This is a genomic window from Pseudomonas sp. RIT778 (genome assembly GCF_019718735.1).
Lineage (GTDB): Bacteria > Pseudomonadota > Gammaproteobacteria > Pseudomonadales > Pseudomonadaceae > Aquipseudomonas > Aquipseudomonas aphyarum.
The window spans coordinates 58,926-83,744 of record NZ_JAIHBA010000005.1 but is presented as its reverse complement, the minus strand read 5'-3'; the positions used below and the strand labels follow the sequence as shown (position 1 = coordinate 83,744).

At 63.0% G+C, this 24,819-nt stretch carries 24 protein-coding genes; 10 read left to right on the top strand and 14 right to left on the bottom strand.

The window, feature by feature from the left end:
* The first annotated feature begins 127 nt into the window (after positions 1-127).
* A complete protein-coding gene (locus tag K5E37_RS04355; protein WP_221533209.1) occupies positions 128-1,336 on the top strand; it encodes an MFS transporter in 1,209 nt (402 codons plus the stop codon).
* A gap of 7 nt (positions 1,337-1,343) precedes the next feature.
* Here the strand turns inward: K5E37_RS04355 and K5E37_RS04350 are convergent, their stop codons facing one another.
* Positions 1,344-1,889 (bottom strand): cytochrome b, encoded by a 546-nt coding sequence (locus K5E37_RS04350; protein WP_007951524.1) that lies wholly within the window; start codon positions 1,887-1,889, stop codon positions 1,344-1,346.
* On the bottom strand, positions 1,886-2,980 hold the full coding sequence (locus tag K5E37_RS04345; RefSeq protein ID WP_064597803.1) for a catalase family peroxidase: 1,095 nt from the start codon (positions 2,978-2,980) through the stop codon (positions 1,886-1,888). The genes K5E37_RS04350 and K5E37_RS04345 overlap by 4 nt, the downstream gene beginning before the upstream one ends.
* Before the next feature lie 157 nt (positions 2,981-3,137).
* Here K5E37_RS04345 and K5E37_RS04340 point away from each other — a divergent pair, with 157 nt between their 5' ends.
* Together K5E37_RS04340 and K5E37_RS04335 are read left to right on the top strand one after the other, a co-directional pair.
* Positions 3,138-3,644, top strand: coding sequence for an RNA polymerase sigma factor (locus tag K5E37_RS04340; protein ID WP_085690061.1), 507 nt, complete (start codon positions 3,138-3,140; stop codon positions 3,642-3,644).
* Entirely contained in the window at positions 3,641-4,393 is a 753-nt protein-coding gene (locus K5E37_RS04335; protein ID WP_221533208.1) for an anti-sigma factor, read from the top strand. Before K5E37_RS04340 ends, K5E37_RS04335 begins: the two co-directional genes overlap by 4 nt.
* Before the next feature lie 4 nt (positions 4,394-4,397).
* On the opposite strand, the gene K5E37_RS04330 is transcribed toward K5E37_RS04335, so the two are convergent.
* From K5E37_RS04330 to K5E37_RS04300, 7 genes are all read right to left on the bottom strand, one after another.
* Positions 4,398-5,369 carry a spore coat U domain-containing protein gene (locus K5E37_RS04330; RefSeq protein ID WP_221533207.1) on the bottom strand — a complete coding sequence of 324 codons (972 nt, stop codon included), beginning with the start codon at positions 5,367-5,369 and terminating at the stop codon, positions 4,398-4,400.
* Positions 5,366-7,723, bottom strand: coding sequence for a fimbria/pilus outer membrane usher protein (locus K5E37_RS04325; protein ID WP_221533206.1), 2,358 nt, complete (start codon positions 7,721-7,723; stop codon positions 5,366-5,368). Before K5E37_RS04325 ends, K5E37_RS04330 begins: the two co-directional genes overlap by 4 nt.
* Before the next feature lie 81 nt (positions 7,724-7,804).
* Positions 7,805-8,587 carry a molecular chaperone gene (locus tag K5E37_RS04320; RefSeq protein ID WP_221533205.1) on the bottom strand — a complete coding sequence of 261 codons (783 nt, stop codon included), beginning with the start codon at positions 8,585-8,587 and terminating at the stop codon, positions 7,805-7,807.
* A 24-nt stretch (positions 8,588-8,611) separates the two neighbouring features.
* A complete protein-coding gene (locus K5E37_RS04315) occupies positions 8,612-9,112 on the bottom strand; it encodes a spore coat U domain-containing protein (RefSeq protein ID WP_085608346.1) in 501 nt (166 codons plus the stop codon).
* Between the two features lie 4 nt (positions 9,113-9,116).
* Positions 9,117-9,653 (bottom strand): spore coat protein U domain-containing protein, encoded by a 537-nt coding sequence (locus tag K5E37_RS04310; protein WP_007951533.1) that lies wholly within the window; start codon positions 9,651-9,653, stop codon positions 9,117-9,119.
* A 20-nt stretch (positions 9,654-9,673) separates the two neighbouring features.
* A complete protein-coding gene (locus K5E37_RS04305; protein ID WP_085608345.1) occupies positions 9,674-10,207 on the bottom strand; it encodes a spore coat U domain-containing protein in 534 nt (177 codons plus the stop codon).
* A gap of 101 nt (positions 10,208-10,308) precedes the next feature.
* Positions 10,309-10,818, bottom strand: a complete 510-nt coding sequence (locus K5E37_RS04300; RefSeq protein ID WP_085608344.1) for a spore coat U domain-containing protein — start codon at positions 10,816-10,818, stop codon at positions 10,309-10,311.
* A 287-nt stretch (positions 10,819-11,105) separates the two neighbouring features.
* Between K5E37_RS04300 and zapE the strand changes: the two genes are divergently transcribed.
* Together zapE and K5E37_RS04290 are read left to right on the top strand one after the other, a co-directional pair.
* Entirely contained in the window at positions 11,106-12,239 is a 1,134-nt protein-coding gene (gene zapE, locus K5E37_RS04295; RefSeq protein ID WP_221533204.1) for a cell division protein ZapE, read from the top strand.
* A gap of 61 nt (positions 12,240-12,300) precedes the next feature.
* The gene (locus tag K5E37_RS04290; protein ID WP_085608342.1) at positions 12,301-13,614 is read left to right on the top strand and encodes a leucine-rich repeat-containing protein kinase family protein; all 1,314 of its coding nucleotides are present in this window, start codon (positions 12,301-12,303) and stop codon (positions 13,612-13,614) included.
* 39 nt (positions 13,615-13,653) lie between these two features.
* On the opposite strand, the gene K5E37_RS04285 is transcribed toward K5E37_RS04290, so the two are convergent.
* Positions 13,654-14,358, bottom strand: a complete 705-nt coding sequence (locus K5E37_RS04285) for a YebC/PmpR family DNA-binding transcriptional regulator (RefSeq protein WP_007951538.1) — start codon at positions 14,356-14,358, stop codon at positions 13,654-13,656.
* 220 nt (positions 14,359-14,578) lie between these two features.
* Between K5E37_RS04285 and K5E37_RS04280 the strand changes: the two genes are divergently transcribed.
* On the top strand, positions 14,579-15,985 hold the full coding sequence (locus K5E37_RS04280; RefSeq protein WP_085608341.1) for a type VI secretion system Vgr family protein: 1,407 nt from the start codon (positions 14,579-14,581) through the stop codon (positions 15,983-15,985).
* Between the two features lie 3 nt (positions 15,986-15,988).
* On the opposite strand, the gene K5E37_RS04275 is transcribed toward K5E37_RS04280, so the two are convergent.
* Both K5E37_RS04275 and K5E37_RS04270 read right to left on the bottom strand, forming a co-directional pair.
* Positions 15,989-17,386: an FAD-dependent oxidoreductase gene (locus tag K5E37_RS04275; RefSeq protein ID WP_221533240.1), complete on the bottom strand. Its 1,398-nt coding sequence runs from the start codon at positions 17,384-17,386 to the stop codon at positions 15,989-15,991.
* 66 nt (positions 17,387-17,452) lie between these two features.
* Positions 17,453-18,778, bottom strand: coding sequence for an MFS transporter (locus K5E37_RS04270; protein ID WP_007951542.1), 1,326 nt, complete (start codon positions 18,776-18,778; stop codon positions 17,453-17,455).
* 289 nt (positions 18,779-19,067) lie between these two features.
* Here K5E37_RS04270 and K5E37_RS04265 point away from each other — a divergent pair, with 289 nt between their 5' ends.
* Positions 19,068-19,940 (top strand): LysR family transcriptional regulator, encoded by an 873-nt coding sequence (locus K5E37_RS04265; RefSeq protein ID WP_085608338.1) that lies wholly within the window; start codon positions 19,068-19,070, stop codon positions 19,938-19,940.
* Positions 19,941-20,061: 121 nt separating this feature from the next.
* Here the strand turns inward: K5E37_RS04265 and K5E37_RS04260 are convergent, their stop codons facing one another.
* Positions 20,062-20,922: a LysR substrate-binding domain-containing protein gene (locus K5E37_RS04260; RefSeq protein WP_221533203.1), complete on the bottom strand. Its 861-nt coding sequence runs from the start codon at positions 20,920-20,922 to the stop codon at positions 20,062-20,064.
* A 113-nt stretch (positions 20,923-21,035) separates the two neighbouring features.
* Here K5E37_RS04260 and K5E37_RS04255 point away from each other — a divergent pair, with 113 nt between their 5' ends.
* The 3 genes from K5E37_RS04255 to K5E37_RS04245 all read left to right on the top strand — a co-directional run bounded on the left by K5E37_RS04255 (position 21,036) and on the right by K5E37_RS04245 (position 23,877).
* Complete coding sequence (locus K5E37_RS04255; protein ID WP_221533202.1) at positions 21,036-22,145, top strand: 2-aminoethylphosphonate--pyruvate transaminase; 1,110 nt, start codon at positions 21,036-21,038, stop codon at positions 22,143-22,145.
* A gap of 153 nt (positions 22,146-22,298) precedes the next feature.
* Positions 22,299-23,126, top strand: coding sequence for a phosphonoacetaldehyde hydrolase (phnX, locus tag K5E37_RS04250; RefSeq protein ID WP_115078526.1), 828 nt, complete (start codon positions 22,299-22,301; stop codon positions 23,124-23,126).
* A 196-nt stretch (positions 23,127-23,322) separates the two neighbouring features.
* Positions 23,323-23,877 (top strand): cytochrome b, encoded by a 555-nt coding sequence (locus K5E37_RS04245; RefSeq protein ID WP_221533201.1) that lies wholly within the window; start codon positions 23,323-23,325, stop codon positions 23,875-23,877.
* Here K5E37_RS04245 and K5E37_RS04240 read toward each other — a convergent pair.
* Positions 23,874-24,782: a 1-aminocyclopropane-1-carboxylate deaminase/D-cysteine desulfhydrase gene (locus K5E37_RS04240; protein ID WP_221533200.1), complete on the bottom strand. Its 909-nt coding sequence runs from the start codon at positions 24,780-24,782 to the stop codon at positions 23,874-23,876. The two genes, K5E37_RS04245 and K5E37_RS04240, sit on opposite strands and share 4 nt — an antisense overlap.
* Positions 24,783-24,819 lie beyond the last annotated feature (37 nt).

Below are 24,819 nucleotides of genomic sequence, written 5' to 3'. Positions count from 1 at the left end.
CACAAAAGATCGCAGCCTGTCTGCGATCTTTTTTTTGCGCCGACTTTTATCCAATCAGGTTGCAAATCAAAACTGGATTACTTACCGTCAATCACGTTTCAACTTGAAACCTGAAAGGATCCGGGACATGAAAACTGCAACACTCGATAAAGGTGTCGTGCTGCTTTTCGCCATCGCTTGCGGCCTCGCGGTGGGCAACGTGTATTACGCCCAGCCGCTGCTGGATGCGATGGCCGACGCCTTCGGCCTGTCGCCGGGCAGCATTGGCATCGTCATGACACTGACCCAGGTCGGCTACGGCCTCGGGCTGTTATTGCTCGTGCCCCTCGGCGACTTGCTCAACCGCCGACGGTTGATCGTCACGCAAACGCTGTTGTCCGCCGCAGCCTTGCTGATGATCGCCTTGGCCTCGAACAGTGCCTGGCTGCTGATCGGCGTCACCCTGACCGGTCTGCTCGCCGTGGTCACCCAGGTGCTGGTCGCCTACGCCGCGACTCTGGCCGTCCCGGCGCAACGCGGAAAGGTTGTGGGCGTGATCACAAGCGGCATCGTCGTCGGCATTCTGCTCGCACGCACGGTGGCGGGCGGCATGGCCGATCTGGCCGGCTGGCGCTCGATCTATCTGCTGTCGGCGGGGTTGACGCTGGTGATGGCCGCGCTGCTGTTTCGGGTGTTGCCCAAAAATGAAGACGCACGGCCGACCACACGTTACGTGGCATTGATCGCTTCAGTGTTCAGCCTCTTTCGTGAGGAACCGGTGCTACGCCAACGGACGATCCTCGCCCTGCTGACCTTCGCCAGCGCCATGGTGCTGTGGACGCCGATGGTGTTGCCGCTGGCCGCCCCGCCGCTGTCGCTTTCCCACAGTGAAATCGGATTGTTCGGACTCGCCGGCGCGGCAGGCGCACTGGCCGCTGCCAGAGCCGGACATCTGGCGGATCGAGGATGGGGACAATGGGTCAGCGGCCTGTCGCTGCTGCTGATGCTGGGCTCGTGGTTGCCAATCGCGCTCACCCATTTATCACTATGGGCGCTACTGCTTGGCGTCATCACTCTGGATCTGGGCTTGCAGGCCGTGCACGTCACCAGTCAGAGCATGATCTATAGCGTCCGCCCGGAGGCGCAGAGCCGACTGACCGCCGGCTACATGCTGTTTTATTCGATCGGCAGCGCGCTGGGCTCAATCGCCTCGACAACCATGTACGCCTGCGCAGGATGGCCGGGCGTCTGCTGGCTGGGTGCAGCAATCAACATGGTCGCGTTGCTGTACTGGTGGCGAACGCTGGCCACACCGAAACGTGGCGAGGCTGCTTGCGCCCTCGCCACGTCGGACTGACACACGATCAACTGCGATTGCGTCCCCGCAGCATGCTGTCGAGCACCTCGTCGCGGCGCACCCAGCCATGGAATAGCGCCGCCGCCAGGTGCAGCAGCACGGTCAGGAACAACAGATACGCCAGATACCCGTGAGCCTTGCGCAGCAACGCAAACACCTGCGCATCCGCCGGCACGATCGACGGCAATTGCAGGGACGTGCCGAGCATCACCGGATCCCCCGCCGCGCTGATCATCGCCCAGCCCAGCAGCGGCAACACCAGCATCAGCGCATACAACAACAGATGAGAAGCCTTGGCCGCCATCACCTGCCAGCCCGGCAGATCCGCCGGCAGCGGCGGCTGACGCGTGCCCAGTCGCACCAGAATGCGCACGATCACCAGCAACAGAATCGCGATGCCCAGCGGCTTGTGCAGATTGATCAACCATTCATGCCGCGCCGACACCGAGGTCACCATGCCGGCGCCGATGAACAACATTGCGATGATCATCAACGCCATCAACCAGTGCAGCAACCGCGCCAGCGGATTGAAATGAGTCGGTTGCGTGCTCATGGGCGAGCCTCCTTTTTGCCGGTTGGCAGTTGGCTGACTTCGCTGGTGCGACGCAGGTAGGAATCGGCGTAACCGGCCGAGCGCGCGGCGAGCAACGGATCGTCGGAACCCTGAATGCCGGCCGGCAGCACCAGCGGATCGTAGTTGATGTCACGGCATTCGCCGCTGAGCTGCGGCTGGGTCTTTTCCAGCACCAGGGTGCCGGCGTTCAACACCTTGCGACCGGCAGGCCAGGTCTTGCTCGCATCGTTCACCGGATCGTCGGCATTGGCCAAGGTGATGTTCAACTGAAAGCGCAGCGGCCCTTCGGCCAGGCGTTGCACCAGGTCTTTTTCAAGGAAGTCGCTACCTTCAGGCGCAGTCGCACCGGCAGCGTCCTGGGCCAGAGGCGTCATGCTCCAGCGCACGGCTTGCTTCTTGCCGCTGGCATCCACCAGATAGAACGCGTTGACGCTGTTGTAGGTTTCCGTCGCGTAACTCGCCGAAGGTTTGGCGGTTTTAATCCAGGTCAGAAACGGTACGGCTTCCGGGTGTGAGGCAAAAAATGCCGGCACCTTGGTCGGATCCGGTTTGCCTGTGGCAGGATCCGGCGATTGCGCCTGCTGCAATTGATAGAACGCCTCGGGCGTGCCGACCGGGAACACCGGCATGCTATTCATCCCGGTGCGCCACTGCTGGCCGTTGGCCTGAGTGAAACGCAGCGCCAGACTGCGGATCGGTACGGCGCTGTCCGGCGCATACGGACTGCCGGCCGGCAACGCAAAACGCCCGACCACCGGGGTGCGCGGCTCGTTGAACACTTGCGCGACAGAATACGAGCGAGCCTCGCCGCTGCTCTCGAAATGTCCGATCACGCAAACACCTTTGGCGTGATTGCGGCGAAAGCCGGGATGCACGCCGTTGTTCTTCTCCAGCACATCGACCAACGCTTTCGGCGTCAGGCGTTGTGGGTCAAATGAACCATGAACGTAGGCAAACGCCCCGGCCAGGGCTGCGACGACCACGGCGATTCCGCCAAGCCGCAACACCAGGCTCGCGGCACTCAGTGGCGGGCGTTGTGGCCCGCCGGGCGATGAGCTGCGATCAACCATGAAGCACTCCAGGGCCATCGGCCACAAGTAGGAAGAATCAGCAAGACGCACGCCATCGGGATTTATTCCACGGCCCGGTATTTATTTTTCGGAACGTGGAATAACCTCCAATGCCGGGCGTCTTCCTAGTCCACAGCGTAGTGACTAGCAGAACTTCATGAGCGAATTCGACGAACAACTGAGAGAAATCATTCCCAGATTGCGGCGCTTTGCCGTGTCGTTGACACGCAACGGCAGCAGCGCCGACGACCTGGTACAGGCCAGTCTGGAGCGGGCGCTGTCGGGTTGGGGCGACAAACGCGCCGACGGCGATCTGCGCGCCTGGCTGTTTTCGATCCTGTACCGGCAGTTTCTCGATGCGCATCGGCGTTCGCGGCGTTATGCGCGGATGCTCGAATTCTTCACCGGCCGCGATGACGCCGAGCCCTCGGTGGAACGCACCGTGATTGCCCAATCGACCTTGCAGGTCTTCGACCGACTGCCCACCGAACAGCGCGCACTGCTGCTTATGGTGTCGGTGGAAGGCCTGACTTATAAGGAGGTCGCCGAGATTCTCGACGTCCCCACCGGCACCGTGATGTCGCGCCTGTCCCGTGCTCGCCAGGCCCTGCGCCAGCTCAGCGACGGGGAAATCAGCAGTCCTTCCTTGCGGATACTCAAATGATCAGTCTGCCCCCCAACGAACGTGACCTGCATGCCTACGTCGACCACCAGCTCAGCGAGGCCGACCGACATGTAATGGAAACCTGGCTCGCCAGCCATCCGGACGAAGCAGCGCAGGTTCGCGCCTGGCAACAGGACGCCCAGCACCTGCGCGCCGCCCTCGGCGGTGCCTTGCAACAACCAGCCAATCCGGACCTCGATCCGTCGCTGATTCGCCAGCGCCTCAAACGCCAATCGCGCCGCCAGTGGGCCAGCGCGGCGGTGTTGCTGATTGCCGTCAGCCTCGGCGGTGTCGGTGGCTGGAAAGCCCGGGACATGACCGTGTTTCATCCCCCGGCACCGATGACGGACGCCTTGCAGGCGTACCGCTTGATCGCCCAGCAAGGGCTTCTGCCGGCGGACTACAAGGTCGATGGCGACGGTGACATCCAGCGCTGGCTCGACCGTTATTTCACTCAGGCCAATCGCCTGCCGGACCTGACGTCGGCCGGGTTTGCACCGGTCAGCGGCCGTCTGCTGAGCACCGATGAGGGCCCGGCGGCGATGGTGATGTATGAAGACCAGAGCGGGCACAAGGTCAGTTTCTACGTGCGTCCACCGGGACCGAAAAATACCTTCCTGCCCCGGGGCAGCCGTCAGGACGGGGATCTGCAGGCCGAGTACTGGTCCGGCAAGGGCTACAACTATGCGATGGTCAGCCCGACCGATACCCCGGCGGCGAAAATGCTCAAGCAATCCGTGAGTTTCTAGCCGGTCAGAACCCCACATCCAGCACCACATTGTCCAGATAGGTTCCGGCGGGCGGTGTGGTCTGGTCGGTGTAGATTTTCGCGTTGTAATTGAAGATCTGGCTGCCGGTGCCCAGCCCGTTGCCGGGGTTGACCTCGGCATCGCTGCTGGCCCGACGGGCCGCGCCGACACTGCCCCAACGGGTGGTTCCGGCGCTCTTGAAAATGTCGTAGGCCAGATAGTTGCTGCCGGAAATCATCCGTCGCCGTCCGCCGACGCTCAGCGCATTCTGCCCGTCGTTCAGCCCCACGGTGTAGGCACTGCCCTTGGTGCAGGCGAGATTGATGGTCTGCCCGGTCACCGGGGTAAACGCGCTGACCACCGGTGCGCTGCCGAAAGCGATGTTCGGCGCAGTGATGGTGCAGTCGTTGGACACCGTCAGGTTGACCGTCAACGTCGTAGTACCGCTGTTGATGTCGCGGCCCAGGCAAAGCCCGCCGATGCCGATGCCCGAACAATAATTCCAGTTCCAGAAAATGCTCAGGGTCTCGGTATACACGCCGGCCGCCACGTTGCTGCCGATGGTGGTACCGAAATAGAGCGGAACGGTTTTCGGCACAGTACCGCCGAGCAAACCGAGGGCGTCGATGATGCCGTTGCGGGCGAAGTCATAGGCGGTGCCCCGCGTCAGCGGGTAACTGGTGCTGTTGTTGGCGTAGATCGTGTAACCGATCACGTCGCCAGTGGGCCCGAGCAAACCGCTCTGGGTCGAAGTGACGGTGGCCCAGAAATGGTCATTGTTGGTCAACAGCGACAGCAACGAACCGGTGCAACTCAAGCCTCCGTTCAGAGTGGAACTGGGTTGCGAGGTGGTGCGCACGGCGATCGAACTGATGTTCCCGAACCCGGCGGGTGTGGTGGTGACCACCGAACACAGCGCCTGCGCCAGCCCCGGCAGCAGCAACAGCAACCACAGAACAAGCCGCACCCGAATCATTGGCACACCAACGGGCCGATCAGCGGCACTTCATCTTGCTGCAGATCGACGCTGAATTGCGCCTGGCAAGTCTTGCCGTCCGCGAGAGTCACCCGCAGCGAATTCTGCGCCTGGAGGTTTTCCAGATAGACCAGTCCGTCCCAACCGACCACCGTCCGCGTGCCGCTCTGTTCGTGCAGCACGCCACTGCCCAGCGGCAATTCCTTTTGCTGCGCATCCACCAGCACGATGCTCGCGGCGATCACCCGGCTCAGCGGAAATTCCAGCAGATAGCCACTGCCCCGGCGTACGGCGACACGCTGTTCGACATTCGGGCTGCGCACATTGGCCGGCAGATTCAGCGGATCGATTTCGTACTTGCCGCGGTAATAGGCGCTGCTCCACGGCACCAGCAGGTGGCCGTTACGGTCGGTCTGGCCGACCTGCTGGTTCTCGTAACGCACCGGAATGTCCGCGTAGCCGTCGGTGCTGACCACCACGAACGCATCGTCGATGCGGTTGGCAGCGAACACTTGATCATCCATCCACACCAGCGAGCCGCTGGCATCGGCCCAACGGGTTTCGGCGTCGGACGTCCCATAGACGCCAGCCTGCAATTGGACCGATTGCAGACGCCAGGTCACGTCGGCCTGGCGGTAATCGGCGCCGTCGCCCTTGGCGTAGCCGAGATTGAAGCCCACCCCGCCCTCGGACGGCACGGCGCGGCTGTAGTTGACCCGTTGCTGCGTCTGCCCGGTCTTGCTGCGTTCGCTGCTGATGGCCAGGCTGCCGCGCAGGTCGAACGGAATGACCAGTTGCGCCTGCACCGCCCAGTTGCTGTCGCCGATTTCGCGGTTGGCCGACAGGTAGAAACTGCTGTTGCGCCACAGCGGTTTGCTCCAGCTCAGGTTTAGCAGCCGCGTACGGGTATCGTCTGCCGCGCGAATATCGAAATAACCGACGCCGAGACTGCCCCAGCGCTCGAGGTTCAGGCTCAGGGTCGCCTGTTCACTGCGCCGGCTCAGTGTGGTGTAAGGACTGTCCACGACCGTCAGGTCCGCATAGCGGTCACGGCGTTGCAGACGCTGATAGGAAAAGCTGTAGCGCTGGCCGCTGTATTGATAGCCGAGACTCAGTTGCTGACCGCCGTCGCCGTCGAAACGGCTTTGACTGATTGCACTGTTGAGTACCCCGAAATTGCCCAGACGCAAGTTGCCGCCCAGCCCGCCGAGGGTCAGGGAATCCGCCGCTTCTGCGTGGCTTTCCAGAGTAAACGTGTCGCTGACGCCGTAGCGCAGGCTGCCCGAGGTCACGCCCGGCCCATAGCTGAAATCCTTCAGGCCGTAATCCCGGCGTAGCGTACCGGCGGCCACCGAAAAATCGCTCAGGCCTTTTTGCAACAAACTGCTGGTGACGTAAAACGGCACCGTGGTCGACACCTGCCGGCCCAGCGCATCGGTGGTCACCACCACCGCCTCGCCAGCGCCGTTGATAAATGGAATGTTGGTCAGGGTGTACGGCCCCGGTTGCAGGTCGGAGCTGCTGGACTTGTAGCCGTTGATGAACAGATCCACCGAGGACGGCACCGCCGCTTCCCCGGCGAACTGCGGCAGCGGATAGGTCACCAGATCCGGACGCACTGCAAAATCCCTCGAGAACTGCACACCGCCCAGCCGCACAGAACTGCTCCAGGGCAAGGCGCCGCTGACCACGTCCCCGGCCTCGTAGGTCAGCATCCGTTCGTCATCGGAGTAGCGCCAGGTGGTGTCGTAACGCAGATAGCCGTTGTCCAGCGTGCTGACCGCATCCCCTGACAATGTGCGGCGATATTGCCCGGTGTTCGACAACGTGCCCCAACTGTCGAACAGCCGCACCTCGTTCCACGCCGCCAGATAAGTGCCGGCGTCGTCGGTGTCATTGAGGTACAGGTCATAATTGAACAACGCGCCGAAACTGCTCAGCGCCGGCGTGCGCGGATAAACCTCGCGGTTGCCGATGAACTGCTCCGGCAGCCAGTCCGGTGGCACGTCGAGCAGCAAGCGCTGGCTGACGCTGTCGTAATCGCTGTGCAGGCCCGGCAGGCCGTCGAGATCGACTTCGGCACCGGCCTCTTCCGGCAGCTTCATGCCCGTATCGCGCAATACGCTGGCAGGCAGGAACAGGCGCCCGCCGCGCTGCTCCACCGCCACCACCCGACCGGTATTCATCTGGTTGACCACCAGTTCCAGAAACAACTGTACATCGCTGACGGCCTCCATGCCGCTGGGAGGCGGCGGCAGTTCGCCGGCCCCGGATGGATGAATGAACATCAGGCACCACGCGCCGGTCATGAGCCACAACGGACGCTGAATACGTCGAGCCCATCCTGGACTCATTAGCGTGTTACGTCCGTCAATGGACTGATTCCTCCTGAAACCGCTGGCGCCGAAGCCAGGCTTCGACATGACTCGCTACGGCTATCGCGCCGGCGGAATGCTCTGCACCTTGGCCGCGCCATTGATCCGCCCCGCCAGCTCTCCGGCCACCGGCCCCGGAGCCGGCCAGCGCATCACCGCGCCGGGCAATACGTAGCCGAGCAATCCCTCGGCCAGCGGCTTGCTTTGGCTGCCCTGCTTGATGGCCACATCGGTCAGTCGCGCATGAACCGCGCCCTGATTACGCACCTCCACATAAGGACGCCCCTCCACCGCCACCGTGCGCCAGCTCAATTGCGGCAGCCCGATGCCCTTGGGGTCACGCTGGCGGGCGCTGTCTTCCTTGCTCCACAAACCCGCGCCATAGGCGAACAGCGGCACCGAGTAGCGCATCTGGAAGCGGATCGCCGCAGCGGTCTTGCCGTCTTCGGCGACGGGGGGCTGGGCCGAGGGGATTTCATCGATGATGATCCGGTACGCCAGTTCCTGGCCTGGCGGTACATCCTTGGTGCGGGTCAGGCGCACCAGTTGCTTCTGGCCCGGCTCGATCTTCGCCACCGGCGGACTGCCGATCACCTCGCGCTGATTGCGGTATTGCTCTTCGAAACCGCTCTGGCTCCAGCCGAACACGCGTATCTGCAGGTTGGCGGTTTCCGTGCCGCGATTTTCCAGCCACAGCGCACTGGCCTGCTGATCGGCCTCCAGCACCGGATCGATCGGCCAGATCAGCACCGAACTGGCGGCCTGGGCCTTGAGCGTCCCGAACATGACCAGCGCCAGCACGGCGCAACACGCGAACGAATAGCGTGACGTGAAAAACCCCATAAACCTGCTCCTTGTCATTTCACATCACCACGACAGTTGCACCTGCAACACATCGCTGTATGTCCCCCCGGGTTGATTGCCCGGCAATTGCACCTGGCCGTAGATCGGCAGACTGATGTTGTTCGCATCGCTGTAGGCCACCGCCACACTCTGGCCGATGCCCAGACTCTGGCTGTATGCCGCATCGCGAAACAGCGTGTACGCCACCTTCGCGCTGCCTCCGCTGATCTGCATGCGTCGCCCGCCGCTGTTGTACTGGCCGCCATCGACCGTCATGTTCAGCGCCACCCCCGGCGTGCATTGCAGCGTGACGCCGCCGGTCAACGCGACCTGCACCGTGCCGGTGGCCAGCGCCGAACGCGAACCGAAATTCAGCCCGCCATAGTTCGATACGCCCCCTACCACCAGACAGCCCGGCGTCACTGTCGCACTGACCTGAAAACTCTGGCTGGTCACCGCCGCCAAGGGCAGCGGCAAGCTGCCCGCACACAGCAGGAGCAGCGCCGCACAGCCATGCCGGCCCATGGCACTAGAACGTCAGTTCGACGGAAATCGTGTCGGTATAGGTGCCCGCCGGCAGCCCGGCCTTGCCCACCGCCTGACCGTAGATGTTCACGGTCTGCGCCACACCGGTGCTGGCTGCGAGGTTGATCACCCCGTCGATGGCCAGCAATTGCGAGTGCCCGGCGTCGGTGTACAGGTCATACGGCACGTAGTTGGCGACCCCGTCGTACAGCGCGCGCGTACCACCCGGCGAGAGCCCGTCATGGGCGCCGGCCCGGACCTTGACCGTCGGCGTGGTGCCGGCCGAGCACAGGATCGACAGCGCCCCGCCCCCGCCGCCCAGCACCTGCCCGGTGGCCGTGGTGAACAGGCTGTTGGCGGTGCCGAAGTTCAACGCACCGAAGTTCAGTCCGGTAGAACCGCCGGAACCGTTGACCTGGCAACTGCTGATCAGGATCAGGCTGGAGGTGATCTGGCCGGTGACCGTGGTGGCGGCATTGACGCTGGAAGCGAGCGTCAGGCCGAGCAACGACAAACCTATCCTTGATGCAATCGTACGCATGGTGTCCGTCCTCTACGGGGTTACCAGTCGAGCGTCACCGTCAGGGTGTCGGTATAGACACCGGCCGGTACCGCACGGGTGTTCGCCACCACCGAGCCAAATACCGGGATGGGTATCTGTGCGCCGCTGGTGACAGCGAAATTGTGTTGTTGACCGATGCTGTAGCTCTGGCTGCCGGAGGCATCGAGAAACAGCTGATAAGGGAGTGTCTGGCGACCGTTGCTCAGCCGGCGTGTCGTGCCATCGCCATGAGTGCCGCCGTCGATGGTCACGGTGAACCCGGTGACCGAAGGGTTGCAGGCGACATTCAGCTGACCGCTGCCTGCTTCGCTGAGGCTGGCCTTGATCGGTGCGTTCCAGGTCGGGCCCTGCTGGCCGAAATCAAGAGAGCCCAGCCCGTCCACCGGGCTGGCGGGACTGGTGGCGTTGGTCACCTCGCAGCCGGCGATCAGCGTCAGCCGCGCAAGGATCTGCCCACTGACCGCCGCCGACGCGACCTCGGTGAACAACAGCAATGTGGCTGTGGCGATTAGCCGCCCGTGTCTGCCCATCATTGAGCCCCTACTCCTTCAGGATCACTCGACCACTGCGCTCGTCATTGAACGCCCTTCCCTGCGCCACCCGGCTCCACCGGATGGCTGAAAAAACTCCGCGATCACCAGGTGACCGTCACCTTCACCAGATCCGAATACCGGCTGACCCGTGGCACTTCGGCCATCCGCTCGATCCGCCCGTATAGCGGCAAGTCCACTGTGCCGCTGTCCGGCACCCGACCGCTGACCGGCACATCCACCACCAGCGGCACCCGCCGCGCGGCGTCCTGATACAGGCGATAGGGGATCGGCTTGCTGCCGGCCTCCCCCGCCATATAACGCACCTCGCCAACGCCACCGTGCAGGCCGCCATCGACGCGCAACTGGTACGGGGTGTCCGGGTTGCATTCCAGACGCGGCAGGCGCGAATTCGTGAGCGCCGCACCGAGTGGCCCGTCCCGGTCGCCGAGCCGCGCCGTGGTGCCGAAGTCGAGCACGCCCAGTTGTTCGATACCGGCCTCGCGTTGCTGGCCGATCAACTGGCAACCGCGCTGCACATCGACCCGCACCTCGACCTGAAGGTCGGCGGCGTGGACCGGTACCGCGAGCCCGCCCAGCAATGCCCAGACCATCCCTGCATTCACCGCCCGTTCCTTGATGGCGACAGCGTCTCTGTCGTTACAGTGTTTCAGGTTAGCAACGGACGCCGATTGCGCCAGTCGATTGGATCCAGTCACTCGCCGGGATTTGTTTCGAAAGGTTGGCAACACGTCGATTTAAAGTGTTGAAAAATCCTGTACACGCCGCAGATTGCTCTCCGGAAAAACGATAAAGCGCAGTGGAAGCAAAACTACCCGTCTGGTTAAACTACCCCGCCGCGCTCGGGGGGAGCCGGCCCGATGATGACGGAGTGATTGCTGTGCCCGCCCGACTGCCCGACCGTTCGCGTCTGACCCAGCGCTGGTCAGCCTTGCGCCATTTCTTCGGCAAACGCTCCGTTACAAACGCGGGCCAGTGCGCCGCCAGCGCGCAATCGGTGCGTGACTATTTCCGGCAAAAGGCCCACGGCCAGGGCTACACCCTCAGCCACAGCCAGCAGCGGGTCATCGATTGCATGGCCCATCAGGCCGGCCTGTTGTTCGGCACCCCTGCGCAAACTCCGCCCAGCCTGTATCTGCACGGGGCGGTCGGGCGCGGCAAGAGCTGGCTGTTGGACGGATTCTTCCAGGCGTTGCCGATCCAGCAAAAGCGCCGTCTGCATTTCCACGGGTTCTTCGCCCAGTTGCATCAAGGCATGTTCGAGCACCGCGACCGCGACGACGCCCTCGCCGTCACCCTCGACGCGTTGCTGACGGACTGTCGGGTGCTGTGTTTCGACGAATTTCATGTGCATGACATCGGCGATGCGATGCTCATCACCCGCCTGTTCAAGGCGCTGTTCAAGCGCGGGATCCTGTTGCTGGTGACCTCCAACTACCCGCCCGAAGGCTTGCTCCCCAACCCGCTATACCACGCGCGGTTCAAACCGGTGATCGACCTGATCAATGCGCGCATGCAGGTCATGGAAGTCGGCGGCCCGCACGATTACCGCAGCCAGGCGCGCCGGCATGCGCATCAACTGTTCACCCAAGGCCATTACGTCTGGCCGGCCACCCCGGGGCAGCGCCTCGCGTTGAACCTGCCGCCCCTCGATGCCGCGCCGTTGCCCTTGGCGGTCGGCAGCCGCCATTTGCAGGCGCGGCTGTGCGAAGACCGGCGCGTCGGTTTCACCTTCAGCGACCTCTGCGAACAACCCACGGCCGTGATGGATTATCTGGAACTGTGCCGACGCTTCGACCACTGGATCATCGACGAACTACCGGAACTGGGCGAATGTTCGATCGCCGCCCAGCAGCGGTTCATCAACCTGATCGACGTGCTCTACGATCAGGACAAACACCTGACCCTGCTCGGCCAGCTCCCCTTGCACGAAAGCCTCGGCGGCCAGGCGATCGATCTGGCCCGCACCCGCAGCCGGCTCGGGCAATTGAGCGAAGTGCACGAACCGGGCTGATTTGCCGTTATCATGCGGCCCATTTCCGGCGCCTTGCGCCTTCTCGATAGCGATCCTTTTCATGCACACCCTTGCACAACTGCGCGCCGGCGAACTGTCGGGCATCACCCGGCTGGATCTGGCCGAAGGCTTGAGCGAATTTCCGCCGGAGATTTTCAACCTGGCCGACACGCTGGAAGTGCTCAACCTCAGCGGCAACACCCTGAGCAGCCTGCCGGATGACCTGCATCGTCTGACGCGCCTGCGCGTGCTGTTCTGCTCCGACAATCAGTTCACCCAATTGCCGGCGTGCCTGGGCCAATGCCAGGCCCTGACGATGATCGGTTTCAAGGCCAACCGCATCACTCAGGTGCCCGGCGCGGCGCTGCCGCCAAATCTGCGCTGGCTGATCCTGACCGACAACGCCATCGAAACCCTGCCCACCGAACTGGGCGAACGTCCGCTGCTGCAAAAACTCATGCTTGCCGGCAATCGCCTGCGCGCCCTGCCGCCGTCACTGAGCCAGTGCCATCGGCTGGAGCTGATCCGCATCGCCGCCAACCAGTTGACCGAATTACCACAATGGTTGCTGACCCTGCCGAGCCTGACCTGGCTGGCCTACGCCGGCAATCCGCTGGAAACCGAAGCCGATGCTGCCGCCCTCGACAAAGCGCCCCTGATCGACTGGTCGGCGCTGCAGCTGGAGCAACGGCTGGGCGAAGGCGCCTCCGGGGTCATTTATCGGGCGCAGTGGCAACCCGCAAATCAGCCCGCCACGCCCGTGGCAGTCAAGTTGTACAAGGGCGAGATGACCAGCGACGGCTCGCCGCTGCATGAAATGAACGCGTGCATCACCGCCGGGCTGCACCCGAACCTGATCCGCGTCGAAGGCCGCATCGACCAGCATCCCGACGGCCAGCAGGGCCTGGTGATGCAGTTGATCGATCCGAGCTACCGCAACCTGGCCGGACTGCCGAGCCTGGCGTCCTGTTCACGGGATGTGTATGCCGATGATTGCCGTTTCAGTGCCGACGTTGCCTTGCGCATCGCCCGGGGCATCGCCTCGGTCGCCGGGCATCTGCACCGTCATGGCATCACCCATGGCGATCTCTACGGACACAACATTCTGTTGAACGATCAGGGCGATTGTCTGCTGGGGGATTTTGGTGCGGCGTCGTTCCATGCCATGGCGGATACGCCTGAAACCCGCGCGCTGCAACGCCTCGAAGTGCGTGCGTTCGGGATTTTGCTGGGGGAGCTGCTGGCGCGCATCGACTCAGGGTTGAGCGATGAACAGTGTCAGGTGCTGGAAACCCTGGAGCAGCGCTGCTGTCAGCCGGATGTGCTGGCGCGGCCGGGGTTTGGTGAGATCAGCCAGACGTTGCAACACGCCTGAAAAAAAATCGCAGCCCGAGGGCTGCGATTTTCTGGTGTGTCAGCCGGCCAGACCGACGAACATGTCCTGCACGTCGTCATGGTTGTCCAGGCCTTCGAGGAACGCCTCGACTTCAGCCATTTGCTCGTCGCTCAGGCCGCTGACCGGGTTCTTCGGCTGGTAGCCCAGTTTGGCCGACAGCACGGTGAAGCCTTGCTCCGGCAGGGCTTTCTGCACCGAGTCCAGGTCAGTCGGGTCGGTCAGGAACAGGGTCGCGCCCTCTTCGCCCGGCTCGAAATCCTGGGCACCGGCTTCGATCGCGGCCATTTCCGGATCGGCGTCCGGGGTGTCCGGCGACGCTTCGATCATGCCGACATGGTTGAAGTCCCAGGCAACGGAACCGGATGCACCCAGTTGGCCCTTGCGGAACGCCACGCGGATTTCCGCCACGGTGCGGTTGATGTTGTCAGTGACGCACTCGACGATCAGCGGCACCTGATGCGGCGCGAAGCCTTCGTAGGTTACGCGATGGTACTGAACGGTTTCGCCCAGCAGGCCAGCACCCTTCTTGATGGCACGGTCCAGGGTTTCCTTGGGCATCGAGGCTTTCTTGGCCTGTTCGACCACCAGACGCAGGTGTGCGTTGGTGGCGGTATCGGCACCGTTACGCGCAGCAATGGTGATTTCCTTCACCAGTTTGCCGAAGATCTTGCCCTTGGCGTTGGCTGCCGCTTCTTTGTGTTTAACCTTCCACTGTGCGCCCATTACTCACTCTCTTGATCTGTGGCGCCGAGACATCTATTGGCCGACGCATGGCGCCAAGTTTATACGGCCTAAAGTCGGCAATCGACCAAAAATTCCGATGCGCATCGACATCTTCTACGCGCCTTGTAGGGCGATTCTGAAAAACCGGTTTGCCACGTCCATTCGACGTCGCGTTTTCGTACCCTCTGTGGCCCGTATTGCCTGAACAGAGCCCGCCCGAATGCTCAATGACAAGGAAAGTCCGTTTTCGCTGACCCTGGCCGAGGGCGGAATCAGCCTGCCGGTCCTGCGCTTCAGTGGCCACGAAGCGCTGAATCAGCCCTTTCGGTTCGAAATCGAAGTCATGGGCCTGGCACCCGCCTGGTCACCCGGCACGCTGCTGCATCAAGCGGCGTTTCTGCACCTGGATGACGACCACGGGATTCACGGCATCATTCAAAGCGCCAGTTGCGAACACCGGGCGACGCACCGTATCGCCTACCAACTGGTGCTGATGCCGCATCTGCAAGCGCTGGAGCAACATCCCGTACGCCGGGTCTTCACGCAACTGAACGTGCCGGCCATCCTTGAGCAACTGCTCAGCGAACATCACCTGCCTGCCCACAGCTACCGGATCGATATGACCGTCGGCCATTACCCGCCGCGCCCGTTCTGCATTCAGTACGAGGAAACCGATCTGGCCTTTTTGCAACGGCTTTGTGAAGAGGAAGGCATCCACTATCACTTCGAACATCAGCCGGACGGCCATGTGGTGGTGTTCGCCGATGACAGCCTGAGCCTGCCGCAGCAACCGACGGCGATTGCTTTCAACACGCAGATCGATGCGCCAGCAACCGGCCTCAGCAGCCTGTTCCAGCGCCATGAAGCGGTGCTGCCTCAGATTCCTGCCGGCGTGCGTGAGCGAGGGCATTCGATTACGGGCCAGGAGGCCGCCAATCAAACGCTGGGCGGTGCCGTCGCCCCATCGGGATTTTTGCCGACTGCGCAACGTCACGCGGCCCAACGCAGTCGTCGCCTGCTGGAACGCCAACGCTGCCGGTCGCGCTCGATTCAGGGCCGCAGCGATTGTCCGCGACTGCTCAGCGGGCGCCTGTTGCAAGTCATGGAGCATCCGGTGAGCGCCTTCAACGAGCAGTGGCTAATCACCGACTTGCGTCATCAAGGTCAGCAACCTTCGATTCTCGATCCAGTGCCAACGGTTCGCCGCTATCACAACGACTTCACCGCGCTGCCCTGGTCGACCCCGTTTCGCCCGCCGCCGAACCAACCACGCCCGGGCATCCCGGGGTATCAGCCGGCGCAAGTACTCGGCGCGCCGGGGCAACCGGCGCAGGTCGACGATCAGGGACGGATCGCCGTGCGGTTATGGCCCGATCAGACTCGTGCCGACGCAAGTGAAGGGCTGTGGTTGCCGGTGGTCATGCCCCACGCCGGCGGCGGCCTGCCTCGGGAAAATCTGCCCTGCGCCGGCAGCGAGGTCTGGGTAAGTTTTCTCGACAGCGATCCCGACCGGCCGATCCTCTGCCTCGACGCCTGCCGCCCCCGAACGTCGCAGCCCACAGAAACCGAGCCCGACGACGACCTCTTGCTCGACTGGCTGCTCAACCGCTCCGCCCCACCGCGCTGACGATCAACCTTTGTCGGCCTTGCCCGCCGCTGCCGCGAATTTCGCCAGACGCACATCGAGGTGCCGGGGCCGCCGGCCGTGATCCTCGGCGCGCTCCTTGCGGCGAATGGCGTTGCGCACCATCAGCGAGCCGAGGTAGCGGATCGGCTCCGGCGGAAAGTAACCCAGCGGCCCGTTGACCAGCGGCGAACGCGTCCACGGGTTGTCGAGGCCCTGCACCAGCGAAGCGAGAATCTGCCCGCCCATGTGGCACGGCCCGACACCGCTGCCGGAATAGCCGAAACCATAGAACACATTGCCGCTGGCACTCATCTGGCCGAAGAACGGCAGGCCGGTGACCGAGCGATCCGAAGGGCCGTTCCAGGTTGCGTCGACTTTCACATCGGCAAAGGCCGGGAAGAAATCGTCGAGACTGCGCTTGAGCAATCCGGTATAGGGCGAGGGCTGGTCGAACACCGGCAGCATCCGCCCGCCGTAAGCGAAGGTATTGCCGCCCTTGCCGAGCATGATCCGGCCGTCCGGGGTGTTGTGGTAGTAGTGCACGAAAATCCGCGAATCGAGCACCGTGACGCCGCTGGTCAAACCGATTTCCTGCAACAGATCCGGGCGCGGTTCGGTGATCAGCATGTCGCTGGAAACGATCGCCACACTGCGCTCGAACTGTGGGAACGCGCGGGCCATCCACGCGTTCATCGCCAGCACCACGCGGTCGGCGGTCACCCGACCGCTCGCCGTGTGAAGGCGTGCGGGACGGCCCTCCTCCAGCCCGGTCATCGCCGTGCCTTCATGAATCCGTACGCCCAGTTGCAACGCCACCCGGCGCAACCCGCGCACCAGTTTGCCCGGCTGCACGCTGGCGGCGGCGGGCGAGAACCAGCCTTCCAGGTGTTTTTCCGAACCGGCCATGCGCTGTACATCGGCGACCGGTCGCTGGGTAAACGAGTTGATGCCGTTGCGCTCCAGCGCCGCGATCACCGCATCGGTGGAGCCGCATTGCGCGCGGTTGGTGGCGGTGTAAAGCGTGCCGTCCAACCGGTAATCGGCATCGACACCGTACTGCTCGCAGAACTCGCCAATGGCGTGGATGCTGCGCTCGGATTCCTTGACCAGCCGCACCGCTTCCTCGACACCGAACAGCCGCTCGAGGGTGAAATACTTCGCCGACCACGACAGCGCACAACCGCCGTTGCGCCCACTGGCGCCGGCGCCGCAAATGTCGGCTTCGATCAGCAACACATCGAGTTCGGGGTTCTGCTGCTTGAGCATGATCGCCGTCCACAACCCGGTGTAACCGCCGCCGACGATGCACACGTCGGTGCGCACATCGCCTTGCAGCGGCGGACAAGGTTCGGACGTGTCGAGCTGCAAAGCCTGCTCCAGCCAAAACGGTCTCATGAAAATTCTCCAGTCAGTCAGCCACGGCACAGCCTGCCGCGAGTGCCGCAGCAGGCCGCGAGGCAAGGGTTTTCAGTTACGCAGGGGTTTGATGGTCAGGGCACGATTGGGCACGTAGGCACGCGGTTCCATGACGCCGACCGGGCGGCTGTTCCAGTGCGGAATCAGCACCAGCGCCGAGAACAGCGCACAACCGGCGAACACGATGAACACCGTCACCGAGTCGAAGTAACCCGGCAGCAAACCACCGAGCACCGCACCGACCGAGCCGCAGCCATTGACGAATCCCGCCGCCGTGGCGCCAGCCTTGGCCTTGCCGAAATCGATCGCAGCCGCGCCGCTGATCATCGAGTCCGGGCCGTACAGGGTCAGGCCCATCACGAACAACAGTGCGACCACCAGCATCACGCTGCCGGTGTGCAGGGCGCCCATGAACAGCGCAAGGGTCACGGTCAGCGCCAGCAGGCTCAACACACAGGCTGGCATGCGTCGCGCACCGAACAGTTTGTCCGAGGCCAGGCCAATCATGATCGGGCCCAGCAGCCCGGCCAGTTCAAACGCGGTGGGAATGATCGCCGCGCCGACCTTGCCGACCGAGGGCATCTGTTCGAACACGATCACCGGGCCCCACAGCAGAATCGCGTAACGCGCCGGTTTCAGCAGGAAATACGCGAGACCCAGCACCAGCACCGTACGGTTGCGCAGGATTTCCTTGAGTGGCTCCCAGACGCTGAGTTTGCTGTTGGCTTCGGCCTCTTCGGCGCTGATGACCGGCTCCGGCTCCACGGCGGGCAGGCCAACGTCTTCCGGCTTGTCGCGCTGAAAGATAAAGAACAACACCGCCACCACCGCGACCACCGCCGCGCTGGAAATGAACGCCGCGTGCCACGAACCGATCAGCGTGTAAGCCCACCAGCCGGCGAACGGCGACGCCACCAGACCGCCGAATGCATAACAGGAACTCCACAACCCGAGCACTCGCCCGCGCTGTTCGGAGGGGAAGAAACTGCCGAGGTTCTTGCACAGCCCCGACCAGCCGGTGGACTGCGCCAGCCCCTGAATCAGCATGCAGGTGGCGAAGATCGGCAAGGTTGCAAAGCTGCCCATCACCAGCGCCGCCGCGGCGGAAATCAGCAAACCACCAAGGACAACAACCCGTGGGCCGAAGCGGTCGGCGAGCATGCCCCAGGTGAACTGGCCGATGGCGTAGGCCGCCAGGTAAATCGCGTCGAGGTTGGCCATGGCCATTTTGTCGAGGGTGAAACTCGGGTCTTCGGCGATGCCCAGTTTGGCCACCGAAAAGGCTTTGCGGGTGAAATAGAACGCGGCGTAAGCGAGCCAGGTGACAGCGAAGATCTGCATGCGCCAACGCGCAATGGTGCCGATGTGCTTGTTCATTGTGGTTCTGACCTCAGGGTGTGAGTGTGCCGGCAGAATCGATGAGTAAACGCCTGTGTTTTTTATTGTTGAGCACTGCGATATCACCCCGTCCCTTCGGCGATACCGGTCAGATGAGACCTGGTGTTGCACGCACAGGCTCATGGCCAGCGTCGCTGCCCGACCGGGCAGTCAGCGTTGGCGTGAGCCGATCAAAGCAATTACTGTTTAATAAATAAAATCGATTTATCGTATTTCACACATAAGCTCAGCTTGTTACTGAACTGCGCCTGTAAACGAGGAATCAGCCATGTCGGTTTCCCACGCCCAGCTCAAAGCCTTTCACGCCGTGGCCGTGCACGGAAGCTTCACCAAGGCCGCCGAGCGGCTTTATCTGACGCAACCGGCGATTTCCGACCAGGTGCGCAAGCTGGAAGAACGCTTCGGTGTGTTGCTGTTCCACCGCAACAAGCGCTCAGTGCGCCTGACGGATCTCGGCGAACGCTTGCTGGCAATCACCCAGCGTCTGTTTGTGGTCGAGGCCGAAGCCCAGGAGTTGTTGCAGGAATCCCAGGCCTTGCAGACCGGCAGCCTGATTCTGGCGGTGGATGCCCCGGTGCATGTGCTGCCGCAGATCGCCCGGTTTTGTGAGCGCTATCCGGGGATCAGCGTGAAGATCGAGACCGGTAACACCGATGAATCGCTGTTTCGGCTGTTCAACTATCAGGCTGATCTGGCGTTGCTCGGGCGCGATGTCAGTGATGAACGTTTGTTGTGCGTACCGCTGCGCAACGACCCGATGGTGGCGTTTGTCTCGCGCCATCACCCGTGGGCCGAGCGTGAATCGATCTGCCTGGAAGATCTGGACGACACGCCGCTGGTGCTGCGCGAACACGGCTCGGTCACCCGCCAGACCCTGGAAGAAGAAATGGCCCGGGCTGGTTTCCGCATCCGCCCGGCGATCCAGGTCGAAGGCCGGGAAGCGGCGCGGGAGGCGGTGGTGGTGGGGATTGGCGTGGGTGTGGTGTCGGCGGCGGAGTTTGGTGCGGACTCACGGGTCTGCGCGCTGCCGATCACCGATTGCACCCGGCGGTTGACCGAGACACTGGTGTGCTTGCGCGAGCAGAGTTCGCGGCGGGTGGTGGCGACGTTTCTCGAGATGGTGCGCGAAAGCCTCTCGTAGATCGTTCCCACGCTCCGCGTGGGAATGCCTCAAGGGACGCTCCGCGTTCCAGCTCTCGAATGGGACGCGGAGCGTCCCGGGCTGCGTTCCCACGCAGAGCGTGGGAACGATCTGGCGGTTATCAGTTGGGAGCCAACCCGAAAAACGCCTGAATCAAGCGCAACTCCCGCCGCCGCTCCACGCAGCCGATCATGTGCCGATTGACCAGCCCCTCTCCCGCAATGGGAATCGCGACGACACGGGGATCGTGGCTGACTTCAACCGACGACACCACCCCAACCCCCAGTTCAGCCGCCACCGCTTCCGTCACCGCCTCGCGACTGTCCAGCTCCAGCAACACCCGTGGGCTGACCGACGCCTGCACACAGGCCTGATCAAACGTGCGCCGGGTAATCGAACTCGGCTCGCGCAACACCATGATCACCTGATCCAGCTCCTTGAGCCTGACCTCGCCGGAACGTGTCGCCCACGGATGCCCCGCCGGCACCAGCGCGCAGATCCGCGATTCGCTCAGCGCTTGCAGATGCAGCCCTTTGCGCGGCTCGACTTCAGTCAGCACCGCCACGTCAGCGTGCTCGGACAACAACGCCGCCAACGTTTCCTGAGCATTGCCCAACCGCAGATTCACCGTAATCCCCGGATATCGCGCCCGCAGGCTGGCAAGCATCGGCATGACCATGTGCGGACCGTCCGCCGCCACCTCAAGTCGTCCGGTCAGCAACTGCCGATTGGCTTCGAGCAACGCCTGCGCCTCTTCCGCCATACCGAACATCGCCCGGGTGATCGCCGCCAGTTTGATGCCCTCTTCCGTCAGCTCGACCCGGCGCGCCGTCCGTCGCAACAGGGTGATCTGGTAATGCTCCTCCAGCGCCTTGATGTGCCCGGTGACCGCCGGCTGGCTGATGAACAACCGCGCGGCGGCACGGGTGAAGCTGCCTTCCCGGGCCACGGCGTCAAAGGCGCGGAGCTGGAACAGGTTCATGGATAACCCTCACTGATGGCTGGCATAACAACAAACAATTTGATTGATGATCCGCCGAATTGCAACGTATGCCCCGTAGCTTCATCCCACAGCGCTATCGCGAGGACACACGAATGAGTACTGCCGCACCCATCCTGCTCACTCCCGGCCCGTTGACCACCTCGGCCCGCACCCGCCAGGCGATGATGGTCGACTGGGGTTCATGGGATGACCGCTTCAACCAACTGACCGCCAGCCTGTGCGAACAACTGCTGGCGATCCTCAACGGCGCCGACAGCCATCACTGCGTACCTTTGCAGGGCAGCGGCACCTTCGCCGTCGAAGCCGCGATCGGCACCCTCGTTCCCCGCGACGGCAAGGTACTGGTGTTGATCAACGGCGCCTACGGCAAGCGTCTGGCGAAAATCTGCGAAGTGCTCGGCCGCTCATTCAGCACCTTTGAAACCGCTGAAGACGAACCGACCACCGCCGCCGACGTCGACCGCCTGCTGCGCGCCGACAATGACATTACCCACGTCGCGCTGATCCATTGCGAAACCAGCACCGGCATCCTCAACCCGCTGCCGGAGATCGCCCAGGTCGTCGAGCAACATGGCAAACGCCTGATCATCGATGCCATGAGTTCCTTCGGCGCCTTGCCGGTGGATGCGCAAAAAGTCCCGTTCGACGCGCTGATTGCCGCCTCTGGCAAATGCCTGGAAGGCGTGCCGGGCATGGGCTTCGTGTTTGCCCGCAAGGAATCCCTGGCCGCAGCCGCCGGCAATTCGCATTCGCTGGCGATGGACCTGTTCGACCAGCACAGCTACATGAAGAAGACCGGTCAGTGGCGCTTCACCCCGCCGACCCACGTGGTCGCCGCGCTGCACGAAGCGCTGCTGCAATACAACGAAGAAGGTGGCCTGCCGGCGCGGCATGCGCGTTACGCCGCCAACTGCCAGGCGCTGATGGAGGAGATGGGCAAACTCGGCTTGCGCAGCTTCCTGCCGGCTGCGATTCAGGCGCCGATCATCGCGACCTTCCACGCACCGAAAGATCCGCGCTACCAGTTCAAGGACTTCTACGAACGGGTCAAGGCCAAGGGTTACATCCTCTACCCCGGCAAGCTGACCCAGGTCGAAACCTTCCGCGTCGGCTGCATCGGCCACGTCACCCCGGCGCAAATGCGCGAAGCCGTCGCGGCGGTGGGTGAAGTGCTGCGCGAGATGGAAGTTCTGGAAATTTAAGCAACACCACAAATCCCCTGTGGGAGCGGGCTTGCCCGCGATGAGGCCCTGGCAGTCGACATCCATGGTGAATGTCAGACCGCCATCGCGGGCAAGCCCGCTCCCACAGGGACAGCGAACTCCGAATTGCGTGTTATCACAGGAATCTTTGCCATGAACTACAACAACCCAACCCAGCTGCAAGCCGCCATCCTCGACTGGGCCGGCACCGTGGTCGACTTCGGTTCTTTCGCACCGACCCAGATCTTCGTTGAAGCCTTCGCCGAGTTCGACGTCCAGGTCTCCATCGAAGAGGCCCGTGGCCCGATGGGCATGGGCAAGTGGGATCACATCCGCACCCTGTGCGATCAGCCGCAGGTTGCCGAGCGCTATCGCAAGGCGTTCGGCCGCACCCCGACCGACGATGACGTGACCGCGATCTACAACCGTTTCATGCCGCTGCAGATCGAGAAAATCGCCGAGCACTCGGCGCTGATTCCCGGCGCGCTGGAGACCATCGCCAACCTGCGTCAGCAAGGGATCAAGATCGGTTCCTGCTCGGGTTATCCGAAGCAGGTGATGGACAAGGTTGTGGCACTCGCCGCCACCAACGGCTACGTCGCCGACCACGTCGTCGCCACCGACGAAGTGCCGAACGGCCGCCCATGGCCAGCCCAGGCGCTGGCCAACGTGATTGCGCTGGGCATCGATGATGTCGCTGCCTGCGTGAAGATCGACGACACCGTGCCAGGCATTCTCGAAGGCCGTCGCGCCGGGATGTGGACCGTGGCGCTGATCTGCTCTGGCAACGCGCTGGGCCTGGATTACGAAGGCTATCGCGCACTGGGCAGCGACGCGCTGGCCAGCGAGCGCAAGCGCATTCACGCGCTGTTCGAAGGATCGCGCCCGCACTACATGATCGACACCATCAGCGATCTGCCGGAAGTGATCGCCGACATCAACAAGCGCCTGGCCAATGGCGAGATGCCGCAAAGCAGCTGATTGCATCCATCGCGGCAAACAAAAACGCCAGTGTCTGCCCGACACTGGCGTTTTTTCATGGGTGTTTTCAGTCAAATCGCTGACGCAGCTCAGTGAAAGCTTTTTTAGCCTCGGGCAAACGCGCCAAAGGGGATTACAGTTAAGGCATGCCGTCGCAGAACGGCACGCTTGAGCCCTGAACCGTGAGGAACGCCGTATGCCGTGGACAAATTCCGAATCCCGTTACAGCACCGTGTCGATCCTGTTGCACTGGCTGATGCTGGTGCTGTTGGTACTGGTGTACGCCAGCATGGAATTGCGCGGGCTGTTTCCCAAGGGCAGCGGTGGCCGCACGCTGATCCGCGAAGTGCATTACATGCTCGGGCTGACTGTGTTCGTGCTGGTCTGGTTTCGCCTGTTCGCCCGCAGCCTGGGCCCGGCGCCGAAAATCTTCCCGGCCTCGCCACAGTGGCAAACCACCCTCGCACGCCTGATGCACTGGGCCTTGTACCTGTTCATGATCAGCATGCCGATCCTCGGCTGGCTGATCACCAGCGCCGAAGGTCATCAGGTGATGTTCTACGGTTTCGACCTGCCGTTGCTGGTGAGTGAAGACAAGGTGTTCGCCAAAGAGGTCGAGCACTGGCATGTGCTGATCAGCACCATCGGCTACTGGCTGATCGGCCTGCATGCGCTGGCGGGCATCTATCACCATTACGTGGTGCGCGATAACACGTTGCTGCGGATGATGCCCAAGCGCAGCCAGGGTTAACTGTCGAGCCCGCGCCGGCCCTGCAAGCCGCCGGTGTGGACGAAGATCAAGCGTGAACCCCGGGCAAAGCGGCCCGCTTCGATCTGTTGTTTGAGCGCCAGCAAGGCTTTGCCGGTGTACAGCGGTTCGAGGGGAATGCCGCTGGCCTGTTCGGTTTGCGCGATGAATTCAAGCAACGCCGGATCGACCTTGGCGAAACCCCCACGGCTGGCGTCGATCAGTTCGTAGCCTCCAGCCTTGCCCACAATCGCCTCGACATTGGCTGCGACGCCGTGATCGTCGGGCACGGCCATTGCGCCGTACACCGCATGTTGTCCGGCCTCGGCCAACACCAATCCCGCGAGCGTGGTGCCCGTGCCACAGGCCAGCCACCAACCGTGGTAGTCGTCCCAGCCGAGCTTGCCGAGTTGTTGACTGACCTGCTCCTTCAATGACGCGCAACCCTGCGCGCCCGGCAAACCGCCACCACCTTCAGGCACCGGATGCAGCGTCGGGTATTGCGCTTGCCACGGTTGCCAGAACCCCGGCTCGTGCCGCGCCCGATAACCGCCAAATCCGAGCCAGTGCAACTGCATGCCGAAATCCTGCAGATCCCTGACCGTTGGCGTGTCTTGCGGATGCCCGCGCAACAGCCCGACCGTGGCGAATCCCAGGCGTTTGCCGGCAGCCGCCAGTGCATGCAGATGATTGGAGTGCGCACCGCCCAGGCTGATGATGCCTTCGGCACCCGCACGGTCGGCGGCTTTGAGATGTTCGACGAGTTTGAACCACTTGTTGCCGCTGATCAGCGGATCGATGCGGTCGAGACGCAGGATCGCGACGTCAATGCCGGCGGCGGTGAGCCAGTCCAGATCAAGCGGTTCGAGGGGGGCTTGAGGTAGCCAGTCAGCGGGGGGAAGAAGCATGGCGACTTTTCATTCTGGACAGAGCCAGCATTCTAGT

Excerpts from the sequence above, each read along its gene's own strand:
- K5E37_RS04320 (WP_221533205.1), bottom strand. The coding sequence starts at position 8,587 with ATGGGGTTTTTCACGTCACGCTATTCGTTCGCGTGTTGCGCCGTGCTG.
- K5E37_RS04345 (WP_064597803.1), bottom strand. The coding sequence starts at position 2,980 with ATGGTTGATCGCAGCTCATCGCCCGGCGGGCCACAACGCCCGCCACTG.
- K5E37_RS04335 (WP_221533208.1), top strand. The coding sequence starts at position 3,641 with ATGATCAGTCTGCCCCCCAACGAACGTGACCTGCATGCCTACGTCGAC.
- K5E37_RS04355 (WP_221533209.1), top strand. The coding sequence starts at position 128 with ATGAAAACTGCAACACTCGATAAAGGTGTCGTGCTGCTTTTCGCCATC.
- K5E37_RS04350 (WP_007951524.1), bottom strand. The coding sequence starts at position 1,889 with ATGAGCACGCAACCGACTCATTTCAATCCGCTGGCGCGGTTGCTGCAC.
- K5E37_RS04255 (WP_221533202.1), top strand. The coding sequence starts at position 21,036 with ATGAGTACTGCCGCACCCATCCTGCTCACTCCCGGCCCGTTGACCACC.
- K5E37_RS04315 (WP_085608346.1), bottom strand. The coding sequence starts at position 9,112 with ATGGGCCGGCATGGCTGTGCGGCGCTGCTCCTGCTGTGTGCGGGCAGC.
- K5E37_RS04240 (WP_221533200.1), bottom strand. The coding sequence starts at position 24,782 with ATGCTTCTTCCCCCCGCTGACTGGCTACCTCAAGCCCCCCTCGAACCG.
- K5E37_RS04285 (WP_007951538.1), bottom strand. The coding sequence starts at position 14,358 with ATGGGCGCACAGTGGAAGGTTAAACACAAAGAAGCGGCAGCCAACGCC.
- K5E37_RS04260 (WP_221533203.1), bottom strand. The coding sequence starts at position 20,922 with ATGAACCTGTTCCAGCTCCGCGCCTTTGACGCCGTGGCCCGGGAAGGC.
- K5E37_RS04325 (WP_221533206.1), bottom strand. The coding sequence starts at position 7,723 with ATGAGTCCAGGATGGGCTCGACGTATTCAGCGTCCGTTGTGGCTCATG.
- K5E37_RS04300 (WP_085608344.1), bottom strand. The coding sequence starts at position 10,818 with ATGGTCTGGGCATTGCTGGGCGGGCTCGCGGTACCGGTCCACGCCGCC.
- K5E37_RS04245 (WP_221533201.1), top strand. The coding sequence starts at position 23,323 with ATGCCGTGGACAAATTCCGAATCCCGTTACAGCACCGTGTCGATCCTG.
- K5E37_RS04305 (WP_085608345.1), bottom strand. The coding sequence starts at position 10,207 with ATGATGGGCAGACACGGGCGGCTAATCGCCACAGCCACATTGCTGTTG.
- phnX (WP_115078526.1), top strand. The coding sequence starts at position 22,299 with ATGAACTACAACAACCCAACCCAGCTGCAAGCCGCCATCCTCGACTGG.
- K5E37_RS04265 (WP_085608338.1), top strand. The coding sequence starts at position 19,068 with ATGTCGGTTTCCCACGCCCAGCTCAAAGCCTTTCACGCCGTGGCCGTG.
- K5E37_RS04330 (WP_221533207.1), bottom strand. The coding sequence starts at position 5,369 with ATGATTCGGGTGCGGCTTGTTCTGTGGTTGCTGTTGCTGCTGCCGGGG.
- K5E37_RS04290 (WP_085608342.1), top strand. The coding sequence starts at position 12,301 with ATGCACACCCTTGCACAACTGCGCGCCGGCGAACTGTCGGGCATCACC.
- K5E37_RS04270 (WP_007951542.1), bottom strand. The coding sequence starts at position 18,778 with ATGAACAAGCACATCGGCACCATTGCGCGTTGGCGCATGCAGATCTTC.
- K5E37_RS04340 (WP_085690061.1), top strand. The coding sequence starts at position 3,138 with ATGAGCGAATTCGACGAACAACTGAGAGAAATCATTCCCAGATTGCGG.
- K5E37_RS04310 (WP_007951533.1), bottom strand. The coding sequence starts at position 9,653 with ATGCGTACGATTGCATCAAGGATAGGTTTGTCGTTGCTCGGCCTGACG.
- K5E37_RS04280 (WP_085608341.1), top strand. The coding sequence starts at position 14,579 with ATGCTCAATGACAAGGAAAGTCCGTTTTCGCTGACCCTGGCCGAGGGC.